Genomic DNA, 18,732 nt, shown 5'->3' on the forward strand with positions numbered 1-18,732 from the left:
GAATAAACAAACTAAAAAGACAATCAACACAGATTTAATTTATATAATACGAGGAAGTGATTTTATGGATAAAAAATATTCAGATAATGAAGTACGCGGTGAACGTAGTAGTCGTCCAGAGCAGGCAGAGAAAAAAGGTTTAGTTTTAAGTTTTACTAAAAATGCGTGGGAGAAATATCAGCAATTAACGGGATCACAAAAAACATTTATTGATCGCGAATTAGATGATTTGAAATTTAAGCGAAATAATCAAAAAAGCAAAATGGTGAACGCCGAGCTAGATCAAGCGCTTGTTTTTGAAAAGAATGGTGCAGAAATTGTAATCACTGATATTGTGTATGAACCATATCGTGAAAGTGAAGAGCATAAGAAAGCCCAAATTAGAATGGAAAATATGAATAACTAAAAAAGAGTGCTCAGGCACTCTTTTAATTTTAAAGTTTATTTTTTGTCTTTAGCCCACTTTAAACCGATACCAGTAAATCCGCTGATGATTGAGAATACCGGTGAAAGTAAACTAAAGAATGCAAATGGTAAGAATTGTAAAACTGGAACGCCCAAGGTAGCGGCAGCAAATGAACCGGCAACGCCCCATGGAATTAAGTAGTTGATAACACTACCACCATCTTCAAGTACACGGCTAAGTGCAAGTGGTGAAAGCTTAATTCTATCAAAAGCAGGTTTAAATGCTCGACCTGGCAAAATTACTGATAAGTATTGTTCACCAACAAACAAGTTAATGCAGATACCTGAAAGAATAGTAACAGTAATTAAACGACCTGGCTTTCTCAAATGCTTAACAAGTGGTTCCATTGCGCTTTGAACTACGCTGAATTTCATTAACATCCCACCTAATGAAAGAGTAGAGATGATTAGGGCAACAGTAGCCATCATGCTAGAAATACCACCACGAGTAAGCAAGGCGTTAACAGAAGCGTCACTAGTTTTGGCAACAAAACCATTCATGATTAAATTATTTAATGATTGCACTGATTCGTGAGGATTTTGGGCAAAAAGCATGATGACAGTTGCTGCAATGTTGATGAAAAGAGTAGGGATAGCTGGAACCTTACGCCAAGCGCAAAGTAGCATAAAAACGATTGGAACGATTGCCCACCAAGAAATAGAGAAGTTAGTTTGTAAAACGTGAGAAGTACGTTCAATCTTAGTTGGATCCATTTGACCGCTGTTACCAAGAATCCAGAACAGAATTAAGGAAACAACAAATGATGGGATAGTTGACCACATCATGTTCTTGATGTGGGCGAATAATTCACTTTCAGCCACTGCAGATGACAAATTAGTTGAATCTGATAATGGAGACATTTTATCGCCAAATACGGCACCTGAGATGATAGCACCGGCAACTAAAGCTGGATTTGCATTCATGCTGGCACCAATACCGAAGAGGGCAATCCCAACTGTAGAGATAGTAGTAAAACCACTACCAATGGCTACCCCAACGATTGCACAGACTACAAAAACAGATGGAACAAAGAAACTACCACTAATTAAATGGAAACCCAATACCATGATGGAAGGGATAATACCCGCTTTAATCCAAAGACCAATTAAGGCACCAATTAAAATAAAAATAAAGATAGGGATGATGGCTACGCCAATACCTTCTTTAATACCATCTTGGACATCTGTCCAGGTAAAGCCGCGAAGTCTTGCCCAGAATGTGAGCAAAAGAACCGTGAATAAAACGGGTACTTCTGGCGATAAACCGAACTTGATTACTGAAATACCTAAAATAGCCAATAAAGCTATGAGGATAATAATTGATTCCGTAAAGGAGACTTTTTGCTTTTTCATTTTTATTCCTCCAAAAAAAAATCCCGTTGACTAAATAGTCAACGGGACGACGATAGCCGTGGTACCACCCACTCTTTCAAGCATAAGAGTTTGAATCTCTATCAGATGGTAACGGTTCTGAAAAGTTATCCGAACAATATTTAATCACGATGTAATTTGTCTAACTTCGCCTGACTGGTTCGCACTAACCACCAGATCTCTGAACGCTTAACGAAGCAGCTACTTTGTCGTTGATTGTTGAAAAATATGATAGCAAGATTAAAAAAATCTGTCAATACTTTTAGATAAAATAATTTTGTAGTAATTTTAAATCGAGTATTATAATAGAAAAGAATTAAATGGTTTATTAAAAAAGGCTGAGTGTTTATGGAAAAGAATCAAGTTATAGATTTAGAAATCACTGATCTTTCATACGAAGCAATGGGCGTTGCTCATTACAATGGAATGACGGTATTCGTAACGAATGCACTTCCAGGAGAAATAGTTAGTGCAAAAATTTTAAAAGTTAAGAAGAATTTTGCTTTTGCAAAAATTGAAAAAATTAAAAAAGAAAGCCCTGATCGAGTAAAAGTTGAATTAAATCGGGGCGTTCAAACTGGTTTAGCTTCACTTGCGCATATTAAATATGATAAGCAGCTTGCTTTTAAGCGTAATCAAGTAGTTAACCTGCTTAAAAAGGCACATTTAGAAAATATTGAAGTTGGGGAAACTTTAGCTAGTCCTGAAGAAGTTGGTTACCGTAATAAGGCGCAAGTTCCTGTGCGTGAAGTAAATGGCAAACTTGAAATTGGCTTCTTTAGACGTCATTCGCATGATTTAGTGCCTTTGACTAATTTCTTTACTACTGATCCCGAAATTGATCGAGTTTTAGTAGCCGTAAGAGATATTTTGCGTAAATATAAAGTGCCCGCTTATGATGAAATTAATAATAAGGGCGAAGTGCGTTACTTAGAAGTTCGTCGTAGCAAATCTACTGGCGAAATGATGGTAATTTTAGTTTGCTTGCACAAAGATTTCATGCAATTACCAAATGTTGCTGCAGAAGTTAGCCAAATTCCAGGCGTTTCTGGTTTGATTTTAAATTATAATCCTAAGAAGACAAACGTGATTTTGGGACAAAAGGATTACTTGGTATTCGGTAATGATCAAATTACTGATCAAATTGGAGATTTGAAGTTTAGAATTTCACCTCAAAGTTTCTTCCAAATTAATTCTTTGCAAACACCTCGTTTGTACAATTTGGCAATCAAACAGGCTGATTTAAAACCAGATGATGTTGTAATTGATGCTTACTCAGGTATTGGAACTATTGGGTTAAGTGTTGCTAAGCATGTTAAAGCAGTTCGAGGCATTGAAGTAGTTCGGGATGCGATTAAAGATGCTAAGGATAATGCTAAGCTTAATGATATTACTAATGCTAAGTATTATTTGGGTAAGGCGGAAGAAATTATGCCACGTTGGGCTAAGAGTGGTCTTAAAACCGATGTAGTATTTGTTGATCCGCCAAGAAAGGGATTAACTCCTGAATTTATTAATGCAACTGTTAAGACAGGACCTAAGAAAGTCGTTTATATTTCATGTAATCCTGCCACTTTGGTACGTGATTTGCAATTGTTCCAAGAAAAGGGTTATGAATTTAAGCGTATTGATCCTGTTGATATGTTCCCACAGACTCCACATGTTGAAGCCGTAACTGTTCTTACAAAGAAGTAAAAAATGATTATTAAACCACTAATTTCTGAAGATGAAGCAAAAGAAACAAGTCAACTTTTTCAAAAGTGTTGGCAAGATACATATAAAAATATATTGCCAGATGTATTTTTAGATAATATTCCTGAAAAAGCTTGGGTTAAACGATTAAATGAGAGTGGTCGTCACAACTTGATTTTTGTTGATGATGATAATCAAATTCGTGCAGCCGTAAGTTATGGTCGTCCTCGTGATACGCGCATGCTCGGATGCGGTGAATTAATGGCTCTTTATGTTGAACCTAATTTTCAAGGATTTAATATTGGGAAAACTCTACTTAATGCTGCCGAAAACGAATTAAAAAAGATGGGGTATGGCAAGATCTATCTATGGTGCATTGATGGAGACGAAAATGCACGACAATTTTTTGAACATTTTGGTTGGATTAATAATGCAACTGAAAAATTTGTAGAAATTGCTGGAAAAGAATATAAGTACTTGCTATATCAAAAGAATTTGCATGATTAAAAGAAGATAGATTAAAAATAGATATTGGTCAATTTGATCAATATCTATTTTTTTGCAAAAAACACTTGCGCTTTTTTCTCACTCTAGTATAATAGTATCTGTTCGGCTATGGAGGATTACCCAAGTGGCTTAAGGGGACGGTTTTGAAAACCGTTAGGCGGTTCTGCCGCGCGTGGGTTCAAATCCCACATCCTCCTTTGATTGGTCCATTGGAGCAGTGGTTTATCTCGCCTCCCTGTCACGGAGGAGATCGTGGGTTCAAATCCCACATGGACCGTAATATGGCGGAATTGGTGAAGGGGTTAACACACTGGTTTGTGGATCCAGCATGCGTGGGTTCGAATCCCACATTCCGCCCCCATAATGGAGGATTAGCTCAGCTGGGAGAGCATCTGCCTTACAAGCAGGAGGTCACAGGTTCGAGCCCTGTATCCTCCATATTTTTTTACTCTTATTATCGCTGATAATAGGAGTTTTTGTTTTTTAAAGGGGAAATTTGAATGAATAAAAAACAAATTACGATGGTCACCATTGCCTTGATGTTAGGTAATGTGATGTCAGGACTTGATGGGACGATTATTAATACCGCAATTCCAGCGATTGTTGCAGCTTTGCATGGAATTCAGTTTATGGGATGGATTGTTGCTATTTTCTTATTAGGGATGTCTATTTCAATTCCGATTTGGACTAAGATAGGCGAGAAAATCACTAATAAAAAGGCCTTTGAAATTTCACTGATTTTGTTTGTTTTAGGTTCTGCTTTACAAGGTATGGCACCTAATATCATCTTTTTCTTATGCTCTAGATTCATCATGGGGATCGGTGCTGGTGGTATGGGGTCTCTTCCTTATATCATTGCCGGTTATGTTTTTAAAAATATTAAAACCAGAACTAAGGTATTAGGCTACTTAACAGCAAGCTGGAATGGAGCTGCTATTTTAGGACCATTGGTTGGTGGTTGGTTAATCGATGCCTTTTCATGGCACTGGGTTTTCTATATTAATATTCCAATTGGTTTGATAGCATTAATCATCTGTCTTGTTTACTACAAGCCTGTTACACCAGAAAAAACACCAGTCTTCGATATTCCTGGTGCCGGATTATTAGTTATTGGATTGCTTTTATTCTTAATGGGCGTTCAACTAGTTGGGTTAACAGCTAACTGGATTGTCATTAGCTTGATTATTGTTAGTCTAGTGTTTATTGTTCTCTTCTTTATTCGTGAGAATCATGCGGCTAATCCAATCATTCCGGTATCTTTATTTAAAAATAAAGATTTAGACGGTGATTTTCTTTTATTTGCCTTCACTTGGGGTGCATTTATTGCTGTTAATACTTATATGCCGATGTGGGCTCAAGCATTACTCGGTTTATCTGCACTTTTAGGTGGGATGACTCTGATTCCTAACTCAATCGTAGAAATCATTGCTTCCCAAAGCGTAGCGGCTATTCAAGAACATATGACAACATTTAAATTGGCTTTAATTGGAATTATTGCGATGATGATTTCGTCCGTCGGTTTGTTTTTGGCAGATATTCATACGCCAGTACAGATATTGACGTTTATTGGTGCGTTTTCAGGAATTGGTGTTGGCTTTATCTTCGTTGCTATGCAGTTAAAAGTGCAGCTAGATGCTGGATTAAAGAATATGGCTACAGCTACTTCAACGTCATATTTGATTAGAATTTTGGCACAAACTGTGATGGCAGCTGTGTACGGCGTAATTATGAACTTGAACTTAGCAAGTGGAGTTCATACGCATAAATGTATTACGATGGCCATGATGAATAAATTGAGTGACGCCAAAAGTGCAAAATTATTGCCGCAGAATTTAGTACCAACTATGAGAACTATTTTCCATGCCGGAATCAAAGAAATTATGTTGGTATCGTTAATTTTGTTAATCATTGCCTTTGTGCTGAATTTCTACTTTAACTTTGGTAAAAAGCGCAAGAAATTGCAATAATAAGACATTAAAGCATAATGTGTTTTTCCGCATAATTAATTAAATCTTCGAGTGGAGTTTGATAATCCTGCTTAACCCACCAAATTAAGAGCATATAAATTCCGCCTGATTGGTAGGCGACTGCATAATCTGGTAAATTTAAGTCTGGGTGGTAGACACCAAGCAGTTTTTTCAAATAGCGAGTTTGAAAGTTTAATAGACTGCCTTCAAAACCAGCGTCTAACAAGATTTTCATGACTTTAGGATTTTCTTTAAAAAATGTCAGATAAACAATTAGCTGTTTGGTCAATGTCTTTAATTTATGTTCATTAATATCAACAATAAATTTTTTATATTGATTAGCTAAAAATAGCGTTAGTACGTCATTTTTTTGGCTATAGTTACGATAAAAAGAAGTACGAGAAACATGAGCTTTACGCGTAATTTCTGCAATGGAAATTTCGGCGTAAGGCTTTTTTTGTAATAAAGAAAATAAGGCTTCTTCTATCTGTTGCTGCGTGTGCAGACTTTTCATATTCATAAAAAATCATCCTTTGATTAGTTTTAATTTGACAAATGATATCGCTTACACTATTATTATAGCTGTAAATAGTTACAGGTGTAACGATTATTTGAAAGAAGTGTAAATTATGCATTATAGCAATGGTAATTATGAAGCATTTGTAAAGGCTGAAAAGCCAAAAGACGTTGATCAAAAATCAGCATATATTGTTGGATCAGGATTAGCTGCTCTTGCCAGCGCTGTATTCTTGATTCGTGATGGACAAATGAAGGGCAATAGAATTCACATTTTTGAAGAATTGTCTCTTCCTGGTGGTTCAATGGATGGTATTTACAATAAAGAAAAAGAAAGTTATATCATCCGTGGTGGTCGTGAAATGGAGCCACACTTTGAATGTTTGTGGGACTTATTCAGATCAATTCCTTCAACCGAACATGAAGGCGAATCAATTTTGGATGAATTCTATCGCTTGAATAGAAAAGATCCAAGCTATGCTAAAACCCGTGTCATCATCAATCGCGGTGAAGCTTTACCAACTGACGGTCAACTTTTGTTAACACCTAAGGCAGTAAAGGAAATCATCGACCTTTGCTTAACACCTGAAAAAGATTTGCAAAATAAGAAGATTAACGAAGTCTTTACCAAAGAATTCTTCCAATCCAACTTCTGGCTTTACTGGTCAACTATGTTTGCCTTTGAACCATGGGCAAGTGCAATGGAAATGCGTCGCTACTTGATGCGTTTCGTTCAACACGTTGCTACATTGAAGAATTTATCATCACTTCGCTTTACTAAGTATAACCAATATGAATCATTAATTCTGCCAATGGTTAAATATTTGAAAGGACATGGCGTTCAATTCCATTACGACACTGTAGTAGATAACATCTTTGTTAACCGTTCAGATGGTAAAAAAGTTGCCAAGCAAATTGTTTTAACTGAAAAAGGTGAAAGAAAGACAATTGATTTAACTGAAAACGATCTTGTCTTTGTCACTAACGGTTCTATCACTGAAAGCACTACTTATGGTGATAACTTCCACCCAGCTCCAGCAGAGCATGAATTAGGTGCTAGCTGGCAATTATGGAAGAACTTGGCTGCTCAAGATGAAGACTTTGGTCATCCAGAGGTCTTCTGCAGGGATATTCCAAAGGCTAACTGGAGAATGTCAGCTACAATTACCTTTAAGAATGATGATATTGTGCCATTTATTGAAGCAGTTAATAAGAAAGATCCACACAGTGGTTCAATTGTTACTAGTGGACCAACTACGATTAAGGATTCTAACTGGTTATTAGGTTACTCAATTAGTCGTCAGCCACACTTTAAGGCACAAAAGCCAAATGAATTGATTGTTTGGCTCTATGGCTTGTTCTCAGACACTAAGGGTAATTATGTTGAAAAGACTATGCCTGACTGTAATGGTATCGAATTGTGTGAAGAATGGCTTTACCACATGGGTGTTCCTGAAGAAAGAATTCCTGAAATGGCTGCAGCTGCAACTACTATTCCAGCACATATGCCATACATTACTTCATACTTTATGCCAAGAGCATTAGGCGATAGACCAAAGGTAGTGCCAGATCATTCAAAGAACTTAGCCTTCATTGGTAACTTTGCGGAAACTCCAAGAGACACTGTCTTTACTACTGAATATTCAGTTAGAACCGCGATGGAAGCTGTCTACACATTGCTTGATATCGACCGTGGCGTACCTGAAGTATTCGCTTCTGCCTTTGATGTCAGAATGTTGATGAATGCGATGTACTACTTGAACGATCAAAAGAAGCTTGAAGACCTTGATTTACCAATGCCTGAGAAGTTGGTAATTAAGGGGATGCTCAAGAAGGTTAAGGGCACTTATGTTGAAGAATTGATGAAGAAGTATAAGTTGATTTAGACAATAAAATATTGTGAAAAACAGAGCAACTGTCGCGTCATGCGGCAGTTTTTCTGTTATTATTATGGTATTGAGTTTTAATAGTGATTTTAATTAGAAAAGAAGGATATTATTTTAGACTCGAAACCCGCCCGATGGGGCACAAAAGCATACCGTGACGCAAAAGATTTATACATGAAGGCCTTTCCTGCATGGGAAAGATTCTCAATGTTTTCTCTTTTAGCGATGTCACTACACCGTAATGTTAAGTTTCACGCAATTTACAATGGAGATCAGTTCTGCGGCATTACTTATTATGCCGAAAACGATAAGACGGTTTATTTGACCTACTTGGCAATCAATGAAGAATTGCGCGGCCAAGGCTATGGTTCCAAGATTTTGACCATGCTTGAAGATCGTTTTCCAGATAAGCAAATTGTGATTGATATTGAGCCAGTAACTTCAAAGGCGAAGAATTATAAACAGCGAGTTAGCCGACTTAAGTTCTATGAGCGGAATGGTTTCCATAGAACGGATCAAAAGTTGAAAGATCCTGATGGAGAATTTGAGGCGCTAACGACAGGGAAGAAGCTGGATAAGGAAAGCTTCATTGATACCTTGCGTCAGATGAGCTTCGGCTTTTATCAGGCAAAAGTTGAAAAATAATGGAGGAGTGAAGCCGTTGTGGTTTTACTCTTTTTTCTTAATAAGGAATAACATCATGGAAAAATATGTAACTCTAAACAATGGCGTAAAAATGCCGCACCTTGGCTTTGGCGTTTATCAAATTAATGATCTAGCTCAAACGCAGCAAGTCGTAGAAGATGGACTTGAAGTCGGCTACCGTCTAGTCGATACTGCGCAAATTTACGGCAATGAACAAGCTGTGGGGGATGCAATTAAGCACAGTAATGTCCCTCGAGAAGATATTTTCGTCACTTCCAAGGTCTGGGTCGACGATTACGGCTATGATGCAACGCTCAAGGCTTTTGATGAGACGATGAAGAAATTGCAGTTAGATTATCTTGATCTGTATCTAATTCATAAGCCTTATAACGATTATTATGGCACGTGGCGGGCAATGGAACGTTTATACAAAGAAGGCCGCATTCGTGCAATCGGTGTTAGCAGTTTTTGGAATGAACGGTTAGCTGATTTAATTACCTTCAATAATGTGAAGCCAGTGGTAAATCAAATTGAAACAAATGTCTGGAATCAAGAGTGGAAATCACAGGCATATATGGAAAAAGAAGGTGTACAGCCTGAAGCATGGGCCCCATTTGCGGAAGGTGCTGAGCATATTTTTACCAATCCTGTTTTAGCAGAAATTGCGCAAAAGCATGGTAAGACTACAGCTCAAGTGATGATTAGATGGTTCTTACAAAGAAATTATGTTGTAATTCCAAAATCTGTTCACAAAGCAAGATTAGCTGAAAACTTCGATGTCTTTGACTTTGAGATTGATGCTGAAGACATGGCAAAGATTAAGACACTGGATCAAGGACATAGCGTTTTAGAAGATGAGATGGACCCAGAGATTGCTGAAAGTTTTAGATAAAAATAAAAACAGTTAGTTATCGTTAGTGATAGCTAACTGCTTTTTGCTTAATATTAATTATTGGTAAATCTTACCATCTTGCTTTTGCTTATTCTTTTCTTCAAGTGCCTTTTCACTGGCAGCTTTCTTAGGAAGAACCCAGTTCAAGATCATACCGATAATGGTTGAAAGGGCAACTGAAGTTAATTGGAAGTTGCCAAGTTGGAGGTAGGCACCACCGATACCGATAACCAAGATAACTGAAGCGATTAACATGTTGCGTTTTTCACCAAAGTCAACCTTATCGTCAACTAAGATCTTCAAACCGTTAGAAGCGATTGTACCAAAGAGTAAGAATGAAATTCCTCCAATTACTGGCATTGGAATTGATTCGATTAACGCAGCAAGCTTACCAACAAAACTGAAGATGATCGCACAAACTGCGGCACCGGCAAGGACCCAAACAGAGTGCACCTTAGTCATAGCTAACACACCGATGTTTTCACCGTATGAAGTTGTAGGAGGACCACCGATGAAACCGGCGATAATCGTTGAAATACCGTCACCCATCATAGTTCTGTGAAGACCAGGATCTTTAAAAAAGTTACGCTTAGTCAATGAGTTAAGCACCATAATGTGGCCCATGTGTTCCGTCATCGTCACGAAGGCGATTGGTGCCATGGCTAAAATGGCTGCTGGGTACCATTTGAAGTGGTAGCTAATGCCCATCACATCAAGTGAAGGAATAGAGAACCAAGCGGCTTTTTCAACACCTGAGAAGTCTACAATGCCTAAGAAGCAGGCTAAGATATAACCACAGATGATGCCGAGCATGATTGAAACTAAGCTCGTGAAGCCTTTGAAACACATTTGGAAGACCAAAGTCATGACCAATGTGAAAATGGCAACACCAAAGTAGGTTAAATCATACTTTTGGTTGTTCATCATCGCATCATTGGCAGCAGTCGTAGCAAGAGACAAACCAATAACGATGATAATTGGTCCTACAACGATTGGTGGCAAAACCTTGTTAACCCAACCAGAACCAACCTTGGCAATGATCAAAGCCACGATTACGTAAACTAAACCAGAAGCAATCGCACCTTGAGCAACTGCAGGATAGCCGTCAGTCTTCATCAATGCTTGCATAGTTGCAACGAAGGCAAAACTTGAACCTAAGTATGCTGGGATCTTAAAGTGGGTCAAGATCATGTGGACTAAAGTACCGACGCCTGATGAAAGCAGGGCGATACTTGGGTTGATTCCGATTAAGATTGGAACCAAAACGGTAGAACCGAACATGGCAAACATGTGCTGCAAGGAGAGCAGGATACCTTGACCAAGTTCAGGCTTTTCGTAGACGTCTAAAATCGCGTCCGGGTTTCTAAACTTTTCTTTTTCACTCATTCAAATACTCCTATTTGTTCATGATATCAATGCCGTCTTTATCATCGACTTCGGTCAATGATACCTTAACTTCCTCATCCATTGCGGTAGGGATGTTCTTACCGATAAAGTCAGGACGAATTGGCAATTCACGGTGACCACGGTCGATCAAAACTGCCAAGTTGATCTTAGCTGGACGACCTTGATCCATGATTGCGTCAAGCGCAGCTCTAATAGTTCTACCGGTGAACAAAACGTCGTCGACTAAAACAACGTTTTTGTCTGTGATATCAAAGTCGAGTTGTTGACCATGAATCATCTTTTCCTTTTCGCTTTCTGGCAGGTCATCACGATATTGAGAAACATCGATTGCCCCAACGGGAACATCAACGTCTTCAAGATTCTTAAGGTTCTTAGCAATTCTTTGAGCTAAGTAAAGACCACGAGTCTTGATTCCGATTAAAACTAAGTTTTCAGTACCTTTGTTGCGTTCGATAATTTCGTAGGTCATTCGCATTAAGGCACGCTTCATACTGATTGCATCAACAATTTCTTTTGCCATATATTTTTCCTTTCTTGGATGACCAAAAGAAAAAGACCACCAAGGACACTGAGTCCAAGATGGTCTTTCTGTTTCTGCTAGCACAAAAAAGACTAGCTCACGCAGATTTCCTTCTTAGCCTCACAGGACTAACTTTAAAGGTCATCACTATATTTTTCTTATATTAAACTAGCAAAAGCGGATATTGTCAAGCAGATTCTAAAGAATGTTTTTTTCGATGTAGTTCAAAACGCCTTCTTCATCGTTAGTGTCAGTCACGTGGTTAGCCACTTCAAGAAGGGCTGGAACGACGTTCTTCATTGCGACGCCATCGCCAACTTCTCGTAGCATCTCTAGATCGTTTCCACCGTCACCGAATGCGCACATTTCGCTTAACTTAATGCCTAAAATATCACCCAATTCTTTTAAGCCGTTAGCTTTGTGAATGTCAGGTTGGATGATGTCGATGTCTCCGTGACCGCTGCTTGTAACGCCGCTATATTGGCTCAAGTTGTCCTTGAATAATTGAACAAAATAGTCGGTTTTTTCATCGGGACATTGAACTGCAAATTTTAGGATTTTATCGTGAATGTCACTAAAGCTCTTAATTTTTTCTAAGTGATGATAGTAATGGCTAGACATCTTAAAGTATTTTTCTGGCAAGATATCTAGGCCATAAGCTGCTTGTTCACCACAGACTAAGAAATTAAGATTGGGTACTTGATCTAATAAAAATTTTTCGATGGCTTTAACAGCTTCAGTAGGGTAAGAGTGTACTGTATAAACCTTTTCTGGATTACGGATAAGTGCACCATTTTCAGCTACGTAGTCAATATCATCATAATCGGTGAAAAAATCTTTTAATTGATAATATTGGTTACCACTAGCTACGACAAAATGAATACCTTTTTCATCAAGTTTAGAATGAATCTCCTTGAATCTGACTTCGTTGTATTTACTTTGTGAGTTTAAAAAAGTTCCGTCCATATCGACAGCGATTAATTTAATCATAGAAAATCTCTCCTATAAAAAGTAGGTATTTATATTTTATCATGAAACCGTTTACTATTTTGACAATTATAAAGGTAACTTGCATAATGTTCTAGTTAAAAAGTTTCTAAGTAAAAGGGTGAGATTGAATGAATAAAAAGCAAATTTCGATGGTAACTTGGTCCTTGCTTTTAGCAAATATTATGTCAGGACTAGACGCTACCATTATTAATACGGCAATTCCTGCGATCGTTTCTGATCTGCACGGAATTCAATATATGGGCTGGATTGTTGCCTGCTTCTTGCTGGGGATGTCCGTTTCAGTACCAATTTGGAGCAAATTAGGTGAAAGAATGGGCAATAAATTTGCTTTTGAACTTTCACTTATCCTCTTTATTGTTGGTTCTCTACTTGAAGGGATAGCGCCAAATATTTACTTCTTCTTAATTGCCAGAATTTTAATGGGTATCGGTGCCGGCGGTATGGGCTCGCTGCCTTATGTTATTGTCGGTTTTATTTATCCGAATATTAAGAGAAGAACGGTTATTTTAAGCTACATTGCGGCCAGCTTCAGTGCGGCATGTATTGCGGGACCGCTTGTTGGTGGCTGGATTGTTGATGCCCTTTCTTGGCACTGGGTCTTCTACATCAATGTCCCATTAGGACTGATTTCCATTATTTTGAGTTTTGTCTTTTATCGCGATGTGCACAAGGCTAAGGAAAAAGTACACTTTGACAAAATGGGTGCCTTCACTTTGATCGCTGGCTTGTCCTGCTTTTTAGTTGGAATTCAGATGCTGGGTTTAGCTAGTGGTATCATGGTTGCAGCTTTCGTCATTATCGGAGTTACCTTACTTGTTGCCTTTATCTTTGTGGAAAACAAGGCAGATAGTCCTGTTGTACCGTTGAGTGTTTTTATGAATAAAGCGCTGGTGGGCGACTTTATCCTGTTTGCCCTAGCATGGGGTGCTTATATTTCAGTTAACACTTATTTGCCAATGTGGTCGCAGGCCATTTTAGGGACCTCCGCTTTAATCGGTGGGATGACCTTGATCCCTAACTCCATTTTGGATATTGCCGGTTCACAAAGCGCGCCATATTTCTTGCGTCATTTTAGCAATTATCGTTTGCTCATTATCGATTTTACTTTGATCATTATTACCATTTTAAGCTTGATCTTGGTGCCAATGAACACGCCGTATCAAATCTTGATGATCATTGCAGCTTTATCTGGTTTAGGTGTAGGTTCGATCTTTGTTATTTTGCAGATCAAGGTGCAGATTGACGCCAGTGAAAAAGATATGGCACCGGCTACGTCACTGAGTTTCTTGATTCGAATTCTTGCTCAAACTGTGATGGCTGCCATTTATGGGGTCATCATGAACTTGGCTTTGGCTCGAGGAATCACCGGTCATCGCGGCATTACGATGACCATGATGAACAAGTTGAGTGATGCGGAATCGGCTAAGAGTTTGCCAACTGCATTATTGCCAATCATGAGAAGAATTTTCCATTCAGGAATTATCGAAATTATGTATGTGGCACTGTTTTTAATGATTTGTGCGTACGTAGTTAACTTTATTTATAACAGACATGAAGCCAAAAAAGCGGCAGAATAAAAAGCTTGAGATTTTTCTCAAGCTTTTTATTTTTACTGTAAATTGCGAATGACGTTGATTCTGAACAAAAGTAGATTGATTAATACGATCACCGTGGTGACGATGAAGACCATGCTATAGTTGAACATCCCTGATACGAATGAACCAAGTAATGGTCCTACGATGTTGCCGATGTACATAGCCGACTGGTTCCATGAAAAGATACGGCCAGTAACGGCGGCAGGTGAGTTTTTGGTTAACATCGTTTGTACTTGTGGGAATAAACAAGCGTCAGAAAAACCAACTAAGAAGCGCAAAATTCCTAATTCAACTGTGTTTCGTACAAAAGCGGTCAGGAAGAAGAAAATTGATGCCGCAATAAAACCAGCCACGATGATTTTGTGAGTACCGATTTTATCACCAAGTGCACCGAAGCGGGAGGCCACTAGGAAAGTAGCAATCCCAGGAAGGGCGGCGATAACACCAGAGATGAAGACAACGTTGTCATGGCCGTTAAGTAATTGGCGGACATATAGTGAAACGATTGGGTTAATGGAGTTATTAGCTGCTTGAATAATTAAAGTGGTTAATAGCAAACCAAAGATCAGATGAGGCGAACGAAGCGACTTAATTACGCCGCTGGCTTTGTCCAATTTTTTTGCGGTAACTGGCTTAAAGTCGTCTTCATGAACGAAGAATAGAACTAAGATTGAGCATAATAAGAGCAAGCCACCAGTGATCATAAAGGTAATGCGGTATGAAAAAATTGATGTTAAAGCACCACCAACAAGTGGTCCCAGCAAGGTACCGGCAGTGGTCGCTGAAGCAATCGTTCCTAGAGCTTGTCCAGAATTTGTCTTCGGCGTTTCGGTGGCAACTAAGGCATTAGAGTTAGAAATAAAGCCGGCAAATACACCTTGCAGCATTCTAAGCAAAAGCAATTGCCAAACATTTTGGACTAACCCCATGCAGGCGATAACGACGGACATCCCGATTCCGGCCCGCAAAATCATTGGTTTACGTCCTTTTTTATCAGCTAATTTGCCCCACCAAGGAGAAACAACCGCTGAAACGATGAACGTACCAGAATAAACGATCCCAGACCAGAAGTTAAGTTGTTGGTGAGAGAAGTTGCCTAACGTGTTAATGTATAACGATAAGAAAGGCATAATTTCTGAAAATGCGATTCCTGCAATGAAGACCGCGATCGATAAGACGAATAGATTTTTCTTCCAAATAGGTTTTTCTTTCACGATGTAAACCCTCCTAATTTTAGTTTAGCAAAAAATAAAGATAAAGAACTATGATAAAATTTGATGTAAGGACTTACAGAAGGAGAAAATTATGGAAAAAGCACAAGAAATCGAAATGCTTAAAAAATTCTCAGATGCTAACGCTACATCTGGTTTTGAAGAAGAATTCGTTAAACTTTTTACTAGCTATGCAGAAAAGACAGCCAATATTGAGACTGACGGGATGCTCAATGTTTATGCATCAAAGAAGGAAAACAAGGGCAACCGTCCTGTAATTCAACTTGATGCCCACTCAGATGCAGTTGGTTTTATCACCCAGGCCGTTCGTCCAAATGGTTTAATCAAGTTTGTTCCACTCGGCGGCTGGGTAAAATACAATATCCCTGCTTTGAAGGTTAAGGTTAGAAACCGCGATGGCGAATACATCCCTGGTGTTGTCGCAACTAAGCCACCACACTTTATGACTGCTGCTGAAAGAAACAACGTGCCTGACGTTGCCGATATGTCAATTGATGTTGGTTCAAGCAGCCGTGAAGAAACAATTAAGGACTACAAAATCGACACAGGTTGTCCAATCTTTGTTGATGTAAAATGCGAATACCACGAAAAATCTGGGTTGTTCTTTGGTAAAGACTTCGACGACCGTTTTGGTGCCGGTGCGATGATTGACGTTTTGGACAACTTGAAGGGTGAAGAAACTAACTTTGATGTTGTTGCCGCTTTGTCTAGCCAAGAAGAAGTAGGTCTTCGCGGAGCTTACGTAACTGCTAGAAAAGTTAAGCCAGATCTATGTATTGTACTTGAAAGCTGTCCAGCAGATGACACCTTCACTCCTGATTGGCTTTCACAAACCGGTTTAAAGCGTGGACCAATGCTTCGTGATATGGATACTACATTCTTGCCAAATCCTAAGTTTCAACAGTATGCTTGCGACTTGGCTGACAAGATCAACATTCCATACACTCGTTCAGTTAGAACTGGTGGTGGCCAAGACGGTGCCGCAATTTACTACGAAAATGGTGCTCCAACAATTGTCATCGGTATTCCAGTGCGTTACGAGCACTCCCCATATTGCTTCAGCAGTTACAAAGACTTTAAGGCATCCGTTGATTTAGCTACTGCAATTATTCGTGATATTACCCAGGAAAAATTGGATAGCTTCAAGAAATTTTAATTAAAAGTAAAAAAAGCAGATTCGTACTTCATTTGGATCTGCTTTTTTTGATATACTGATACATAATTTTAACTTTTTTAAATTAATAATAGTGAGGTATAACGATTGATTACAGTATCCGACTTAAGTCTTAAATTTGGCGGCCGTACACTTTATGAAGATGTTAACTTAAAATTTACCCCAGGTAATTGTTACGGTGTGATTGGTGCAAATGGCGCTGGTAAATCTACTTTTCTTAAATTGCTAGAAGGTAAGCTTGAACCAACGACAGGCTCAATCAGCATTGATCCGAATGAAAGAATGTCTAGTCTTAACCAGGATCACTTTGCTTTTGAAGATTTCACCGTTATGGATACGGTTATTCAAGGGCACAAAGAACTTTATCAAGTAATGAAGGAAAAAGATGCGCTTTATGCTAAGCCTGATTTTGGTGATGAAGATGGTGTTAAGGCGGCAGAACTTGAAAGTAAGTTTGCAGAGCTTGATGGCTGGAATGCTGAAGCTGATGTTTCTAAATTGTTACAGTCATTAGATATTCCTGAAAGTGAACACCAGATGTTAATGAAGGAATTGCCTGAATCAGAAAAGGTTAAGGTGCTTTTAGCTCAAGCTTTATTTGGTAATCCAGATATTCTTTTACTTGACGAACCAACTAACGGTCTTGATGTTCACACAGTGGAATGGCTAGAAAACTTTTTGGCTGATTATCCAAATATTGTGATCGTAGTTTCACACGACCGTCACTTTTTAAATCAGGTATGTACTGAAATGTGTGATGTTGATCGTGGCAAGATTCAACTTTATGTTGGTAACTATGATTTCTGGTATGAATCAAGTAAGTTGGCTAATGAATTAGCAGCTAATCAGAATGCCAAAAAAGAAGAAAAGATTAAGCAGCTGCAAGAATTTATTGCCCGCTTCTCAGCTAATGCGTCTAAGTCACGTCAAGCCACTTCTCGTAAGAAGCAACTTGATAAAATTACTTTGGATGATATTAAACCATCATCAAGAAAGTATCCATTTGTTAAATTTGAAATGCATCGTGATCTTGGAAATGATTTGGTTAAGGTAGAAAACGTTTCATACTCAGTTGATGGTGAAAAGATCTTAGATAATGTTTCATTTATAGTTCGTCCCGGTGACAAGGTTGCATTTTTATCACGTAACGCTTTAGCAACAACCGCTTTGCTTGATATTATTGCTGGCAAAATTAAGCCAGATACAGGCACTGTTACCTGGGGTCAGACTACAGCCTTTAACTACATGTCTCGTGATTTAAATGCAAACTTTAATAACGATGATTTAACTATTTTAGATTGGTTAAGACAATATGCGACTAAGGAACAAGATGATAATACATTCCTTCGTGGTTTCTTAGGAAGAATGCTTTTCAGTGGGGAAGAAATTGAGAAGAAAATTAAAGTATTATCTGGTGGTGAAAAAGTTCGCTGTCAATTGTCTAGAATGATGCTTGAGCCGGCTAACGTATTAATTATGGATGATCCAACTAATCACCTTGATTTGGAATCAATTACTGCTTTGAACGACGCTTTGGTAGCATATCCTGGTTCAATATTATTTACTTCTCACGATCACGAATTTATTCAAACAATTGCCAATCATATCATCGAAGTTGGCCCTAAAGGAATCGTCAGCAGACAAGATACTACTTATGATGAATTCTTGGATAAAGACAGTATTCAGGAACAAGTTAAAAAAATATATTAAAATTAAGAGGATTCAGATGAAAAGAATCCTTTTTTGTGTTAAAAATACAAGTAGAAAAGTAAAATAAAATTAAAAAAGTTAGTGAAGTGAGACCTAAAAATTAGACAGTTTAAAATACAGGATTAATAGAGGCTTGATTCCG

The 18,732-nt window shown here is 38.3% G+C and carries 16 protein-coding genes and 4 tRNA genes; 14 read left to right on the top strand and 6 right to left on the bottom strand.

Features of this window, described 5'->3' with window-relative positions; translation table 11 throughout:
- Nucleotides 1-64: 64 nt before the first annotated feature.
- Nucleotides 65-406 carry a hypothetical protein gene (locus tag CP357_RS06745; RefSeq protein WP_087175894.1) on the top strand — a complete coding sequence of 114 codons (342 nt, stop codon included), beginning with the start codon at nt 65-67 and terminating at the stop codon, nt 404-406.
- Between the two features lie 35 nt (nt 407-441).
- On the opposite strand, the gene nhaC is transcribed toward CP357_RS06745, so the two are convergent.
- Nucleotides 442-1,818, bottom strand: a complete 1,377-nt coding sequence (gene nhaC, locus CP357_RS06750; RefSeq protein ID WP_098036883.1) for a Na+/H+ antiporter NhaC — start codon at nt 1,816-1,818, stop codon at nt 442-444.
- A 366-nt stretch (nt 1,819-2,184) separates the two neighbouring features.
- Between nhaC and rlmD the strand changes: the two genes are divergently transcribed.
- From rlmD to CP357_RS06785, 7 genes are all read left to right on the top strand, one after another.
- Nucleotides 2,185-3,531, top strand: a complete 1,347-nt coding sequence (rlmD, locus tag CP357_RS06755) for a 23S rRNA (uracil(1939)-C(5))-methyltransferase RlmD (RefSeq protein WP_087235689.1) — start codon at nt 2,185-2,187, stop codon at nt 3,529-3,531.
- 3 nt (nt 3,532-3,534) lie between these two features.
- Nucleotides 3,535-4,035, top strand: coding sequence for a GNAT family N-acetyltransferase (locus tag CP357_RS06760; protein ID WP_087175897.1), 501 nt, complete (start codon nt 3,535-3,537; stop codon nt 4,033-4,035).
- A 110-nt stretch (nt 4,036-4,145) separates the two neighbouring features.
- Nucleotides 4,146-4,232 (top strand) — tRNA-Ser (locus CP357_RS06765).
- 6 nt (nt 4,233-4,238) lie between these two features.
- Nucleotides 4,239-4,312 (top strand) — tRNA-Asp (locus CP357_RS06770).
- Between the two features lie 7 nt (nt 4,313-4,319).
- Nucleotides 4,320-4,392 (top strand) — tRNA-His (locus CP357_RS06775).
- An 8-nt stretch (nt 4,393-4,400) separates the two neighbouring features.
- A tRNA-Val gene (locus CP357_RS06780) sits at nt 4,401-4,473 on the top strand.
- 62 nt (nt 4,474-4,535) lie between these two features.
- Nucleotides 4,536-6,002: an MFS transporter gene (locus CP357_RS06785; RefSeq protein WP_098036884.1), complete on the top strand. Its 1,467-nt coding sequence runs from the start codon at nt 4,536-4,538 to the stop codon at nt 6,000-6,002.
- A 7-nt stretch (nt 6,003-6,009) separates the two neighbouring features.
- Here CP357_RS06785 and CP357_RS06790 read toward each other — a convergent pair whose 3' ends face one another.
- On the bottom strand, nt 6,010-6,522 hold the full coding sequence (locus tag CP357_RS06790) for a TetR/AcrR family transcriptional regulator (protein ID WP_025005418.1): 513 nt from the start codon (nt 6,520-6,522) through the stop codon (nt 6,010-6,012).
- Between the two features lie 109 nt (nt 6,523-6,631).
- Here CP357_RS06790 and CP357_RS06795 point away from each other — a divergent pair, with 109 nt between their 5' ends.
- The 3 genes from CP357_RS06795 (at nt 6,632) to CP357_RS06805 (ending at nt 9,941) form a co-directional block, all read left to right on the top strand.
- On the top strand, nt 6,632-8,404 hold the full coding sequence (locus CP357_RS06795) for an oleate hydratase (RefSeq protein ID WP_098036885.1): 1,773 nt from the start codon (nt 6,632-6,634) through the stop codon (nt 8,402-8,404).
- A gap of 111 nt (nt 8,405-8,515) precedes the next feature.
- Nucleotides 8,516-9,049, top strand: coding sequence for a GNAT family N-acetyltransferase (locus CP357_RS06800; protein ID WP_255404982.1), 534 nt, complete (start codon nt 8,516-8,518; stop codon nt 9,047-9,049).
- A 55-nt stretch (nt 9,050-9,104) separates the two neighbouring features.
- Nucleotides 9,105-9,941: an aldo/keto reductase gene (locus CP357_RS06805; RefSeq protein ID WP_098036886.1), complete on the top strand. Its 837-nt coding sequence runs from the start codon at nt 9,105-9,107 to the stop codon at nt 9,939-9,941.
- A 57-nt stretch (nt 9,942-9,998) separates the two neighbouring features.
- On the opposite strand, the gene CP357_RS06810 is transcribed toward CP357_RS06805, so the two are convergent.
- The 3 genes from CP357_RS06810 to CP357_RS06820 all read right to left on the bottom strand — a co-directional run bounded on the left by CP357_RS06810 (nt 9,999) and on the right by CP357_RS06820 (nt 12,858).
- Entirely contained in the window at nt 9,999-11,327 is a 1,329-nt protein-coding gene (locus tag CP357_RS06810; protein WP_098036887.1) for a solute carrier family 23 protein, read from the bottom strand.
- 10 nt (nt 11,328-11,337) lie between these two features.
- Complete coding sequence (gene pyrR, locus CP357_RS06815; protein WP_087300884.1) at nt 11,338-11,868, bottom strand: bifunctional pyr operon transcriptional regulator/uracil phosphoribosyltransferase PyrR; 531 nt, start codon at nt 11,866-11,868, stop codon at nt 11,338-11,340.
- Between the two features lie 198 nt (nt 11,869-12,066).
- A complete protein-coding gene (locus CP357_RS06820) occupies nt 12,067-12,858 on the bottom strand; it encodes a Cof-type HAD-IIB family hydrolase (RefSeq protein ID WP_191335480.1) in 792 nt (263 codons plus the stop codon).
- Nucleotides 12,859-12,986: 128 nt separating this feature from the next.
- Here CP357_RS06820 and CP357_RS06825 point away from each other — a divergent pair, with 128 nt between their 5' ends.
- Entirely contained in the window at nt 12,987-14,456 is a 1,470-nt protein-coding gene (locus CP357_RS06825) for an MFS transporter (RefSeq protein ID WP_098036888.1), read from the top strand.
- 32 nt (nt 14,457-14,488) lie between these two features.
- Here CP357_RS06825 and CP357_RS06830 read toward each other — a convergent pair whose 3' ends face one another.
- Nucleotides 14,489-15,688: an MFS transporter gene (locus CP357_RS06830; RefSeq protein ID WP_087235680.1), complete on the bottom strand. Its 1,200-nt coding sequence runs from the start codon at nt 15,686-15,688 to the stop codon at nt 14,489-14,491.
- 91 nt (nt 15,689-15,779) lie between these two features.
- Between CP357_RS06830 and CP357_RS06835 the strand changes: the two genes are divergently transcribed.
- Both CP357_RS06835 and CP357_RS06840 read left to right on the top strand, forming a co-directional pair.
- The gene (locus CP357_RS06835) at nt 15,780-16,862 is read left to right on the top strand and encodes a M42 family metallopeptidase (RefSeq protein WP_098036889.1); all 1,083 of its coding nucleotides are present in this window, start codon (nt 15,780-15,782) and stop codon (nt 16,860-16,862) included.
- A 105-nt stretch (nt 16,863-16,967) separates the two neighbouring features.
- A complete protein-coding gene (locus CP357_RS06840) occupies nt 16,968-18,590 on the top strand; it encodes an ABC-F family ATP-binding cassette domain-containing protein (protein ID WP_098036890.1) in 1,623 nt (540 codons plus the stop codon).
- Nucleotides 18,591-18,732 lie beyond the last annotated feature (142 nt).

The organism is Lactobacillus sp. UMNPBX6 (genome assembly GCF_002553975.1).
Classification (GTDB): domain Bacteria; phylum Bacillota; class Bacilli; order Lactobacillales; family Lactobacillaceae; genus Lactobacillus; species Lactobacillus gallinarum.

Excerpts from the sequence above, each read along its gene's own strand:
- CP357_RS06745 (WP_087175894.1), top strand. The coding sequence starts at position 65 with ATGGATAAAAAATATTCAGATAATGAAGTACGCGGTGAACGTAGTAGT.
- nhaC (WP_098036883.1), bottom strand. The coding sequence starts at position 1,818 with ATGAAAAAGCAAAAAGTCTCCTTTACGGAATCAATTATTATCCTCATA.
- rlmD (WP_087235689.1), top strand. The coding sequence starts at position 2,185 with ATGGAAAAGAATCAAGTTATAGATTTAGAAATCACTGATCTTTCATAC.
- CP357_RS06760 (WP_087175897.1), top strand. The coding sequence starts at position 3,535 with ATGATTATTAAACCACTAATTTCTGAAGATGAAGCAAAAGAAACAAGT.
- CP357_RS06785 (WP_098036884.1), top strand. The coding sequence starts at position 4,536 with ATGAATAAAAAACAAATTACGATGGTCACCATTGCCTTGATGTTAGGT.
- CP357_RS06790 (WP_025005418.1), bottom strand. The coding sequence starts at position 6,522 with ATGAATATGAAAAGTCTGCACACGCAGCAACAGATAGAAGAAGCCTTA.
- CP357_RS06795 (WP_098036885.1), top strand. The coding sequence starts at position 6,632 with ATGCATTATAGCAATGGTAATTATGAAGCATTTGTAAAGGCTGAAAAG.
- CP357_RS06805 (WP_098036886.1), top strand. The coding sequence starts at position 9,105 with ATGGAAAAATATGTAACTCTAAACAATGGCGTAAAAATGCCGCACCTT.
- CP357_RS06810 (WP_098036887.1), bottom strand. The coding sequence starts at position 11,327 with ATGAGTGAAAAAGAAAAGTTTAGAAACCCGGACGCGATTTTAGACGTC.
- pyrR (WP_087300884.1), bottom strand. The coding sequence starts at position 11,868 with ATGGCAAAAGAAATTGTTGATGCAATCAGTATGAAGCGTGCCTTAATG.
- CP357_RS06820 (WP_191335480.1), bottom strand. The coding sequence starts at position 12,858 with ATGATTAAATTAATCGCTGTCGATATGGACGGAACTTTTTTAAACTCA.
- CP357_RS06825 (WP_098036888.1), top strand. The coding sequence starts at position 12,987 with ATGAATAAAAAGCAAATTTCGATGGTAACTTGGTCCTTGCTTTTAGCA.
- CP357_RS06835 (WP_098036889.1), top strand. The coding sequence starts at position 15,780 with ATGGAAAAAGCACAAGAAATCGAAATGCTTAAAAAATTCTCAGATGCT.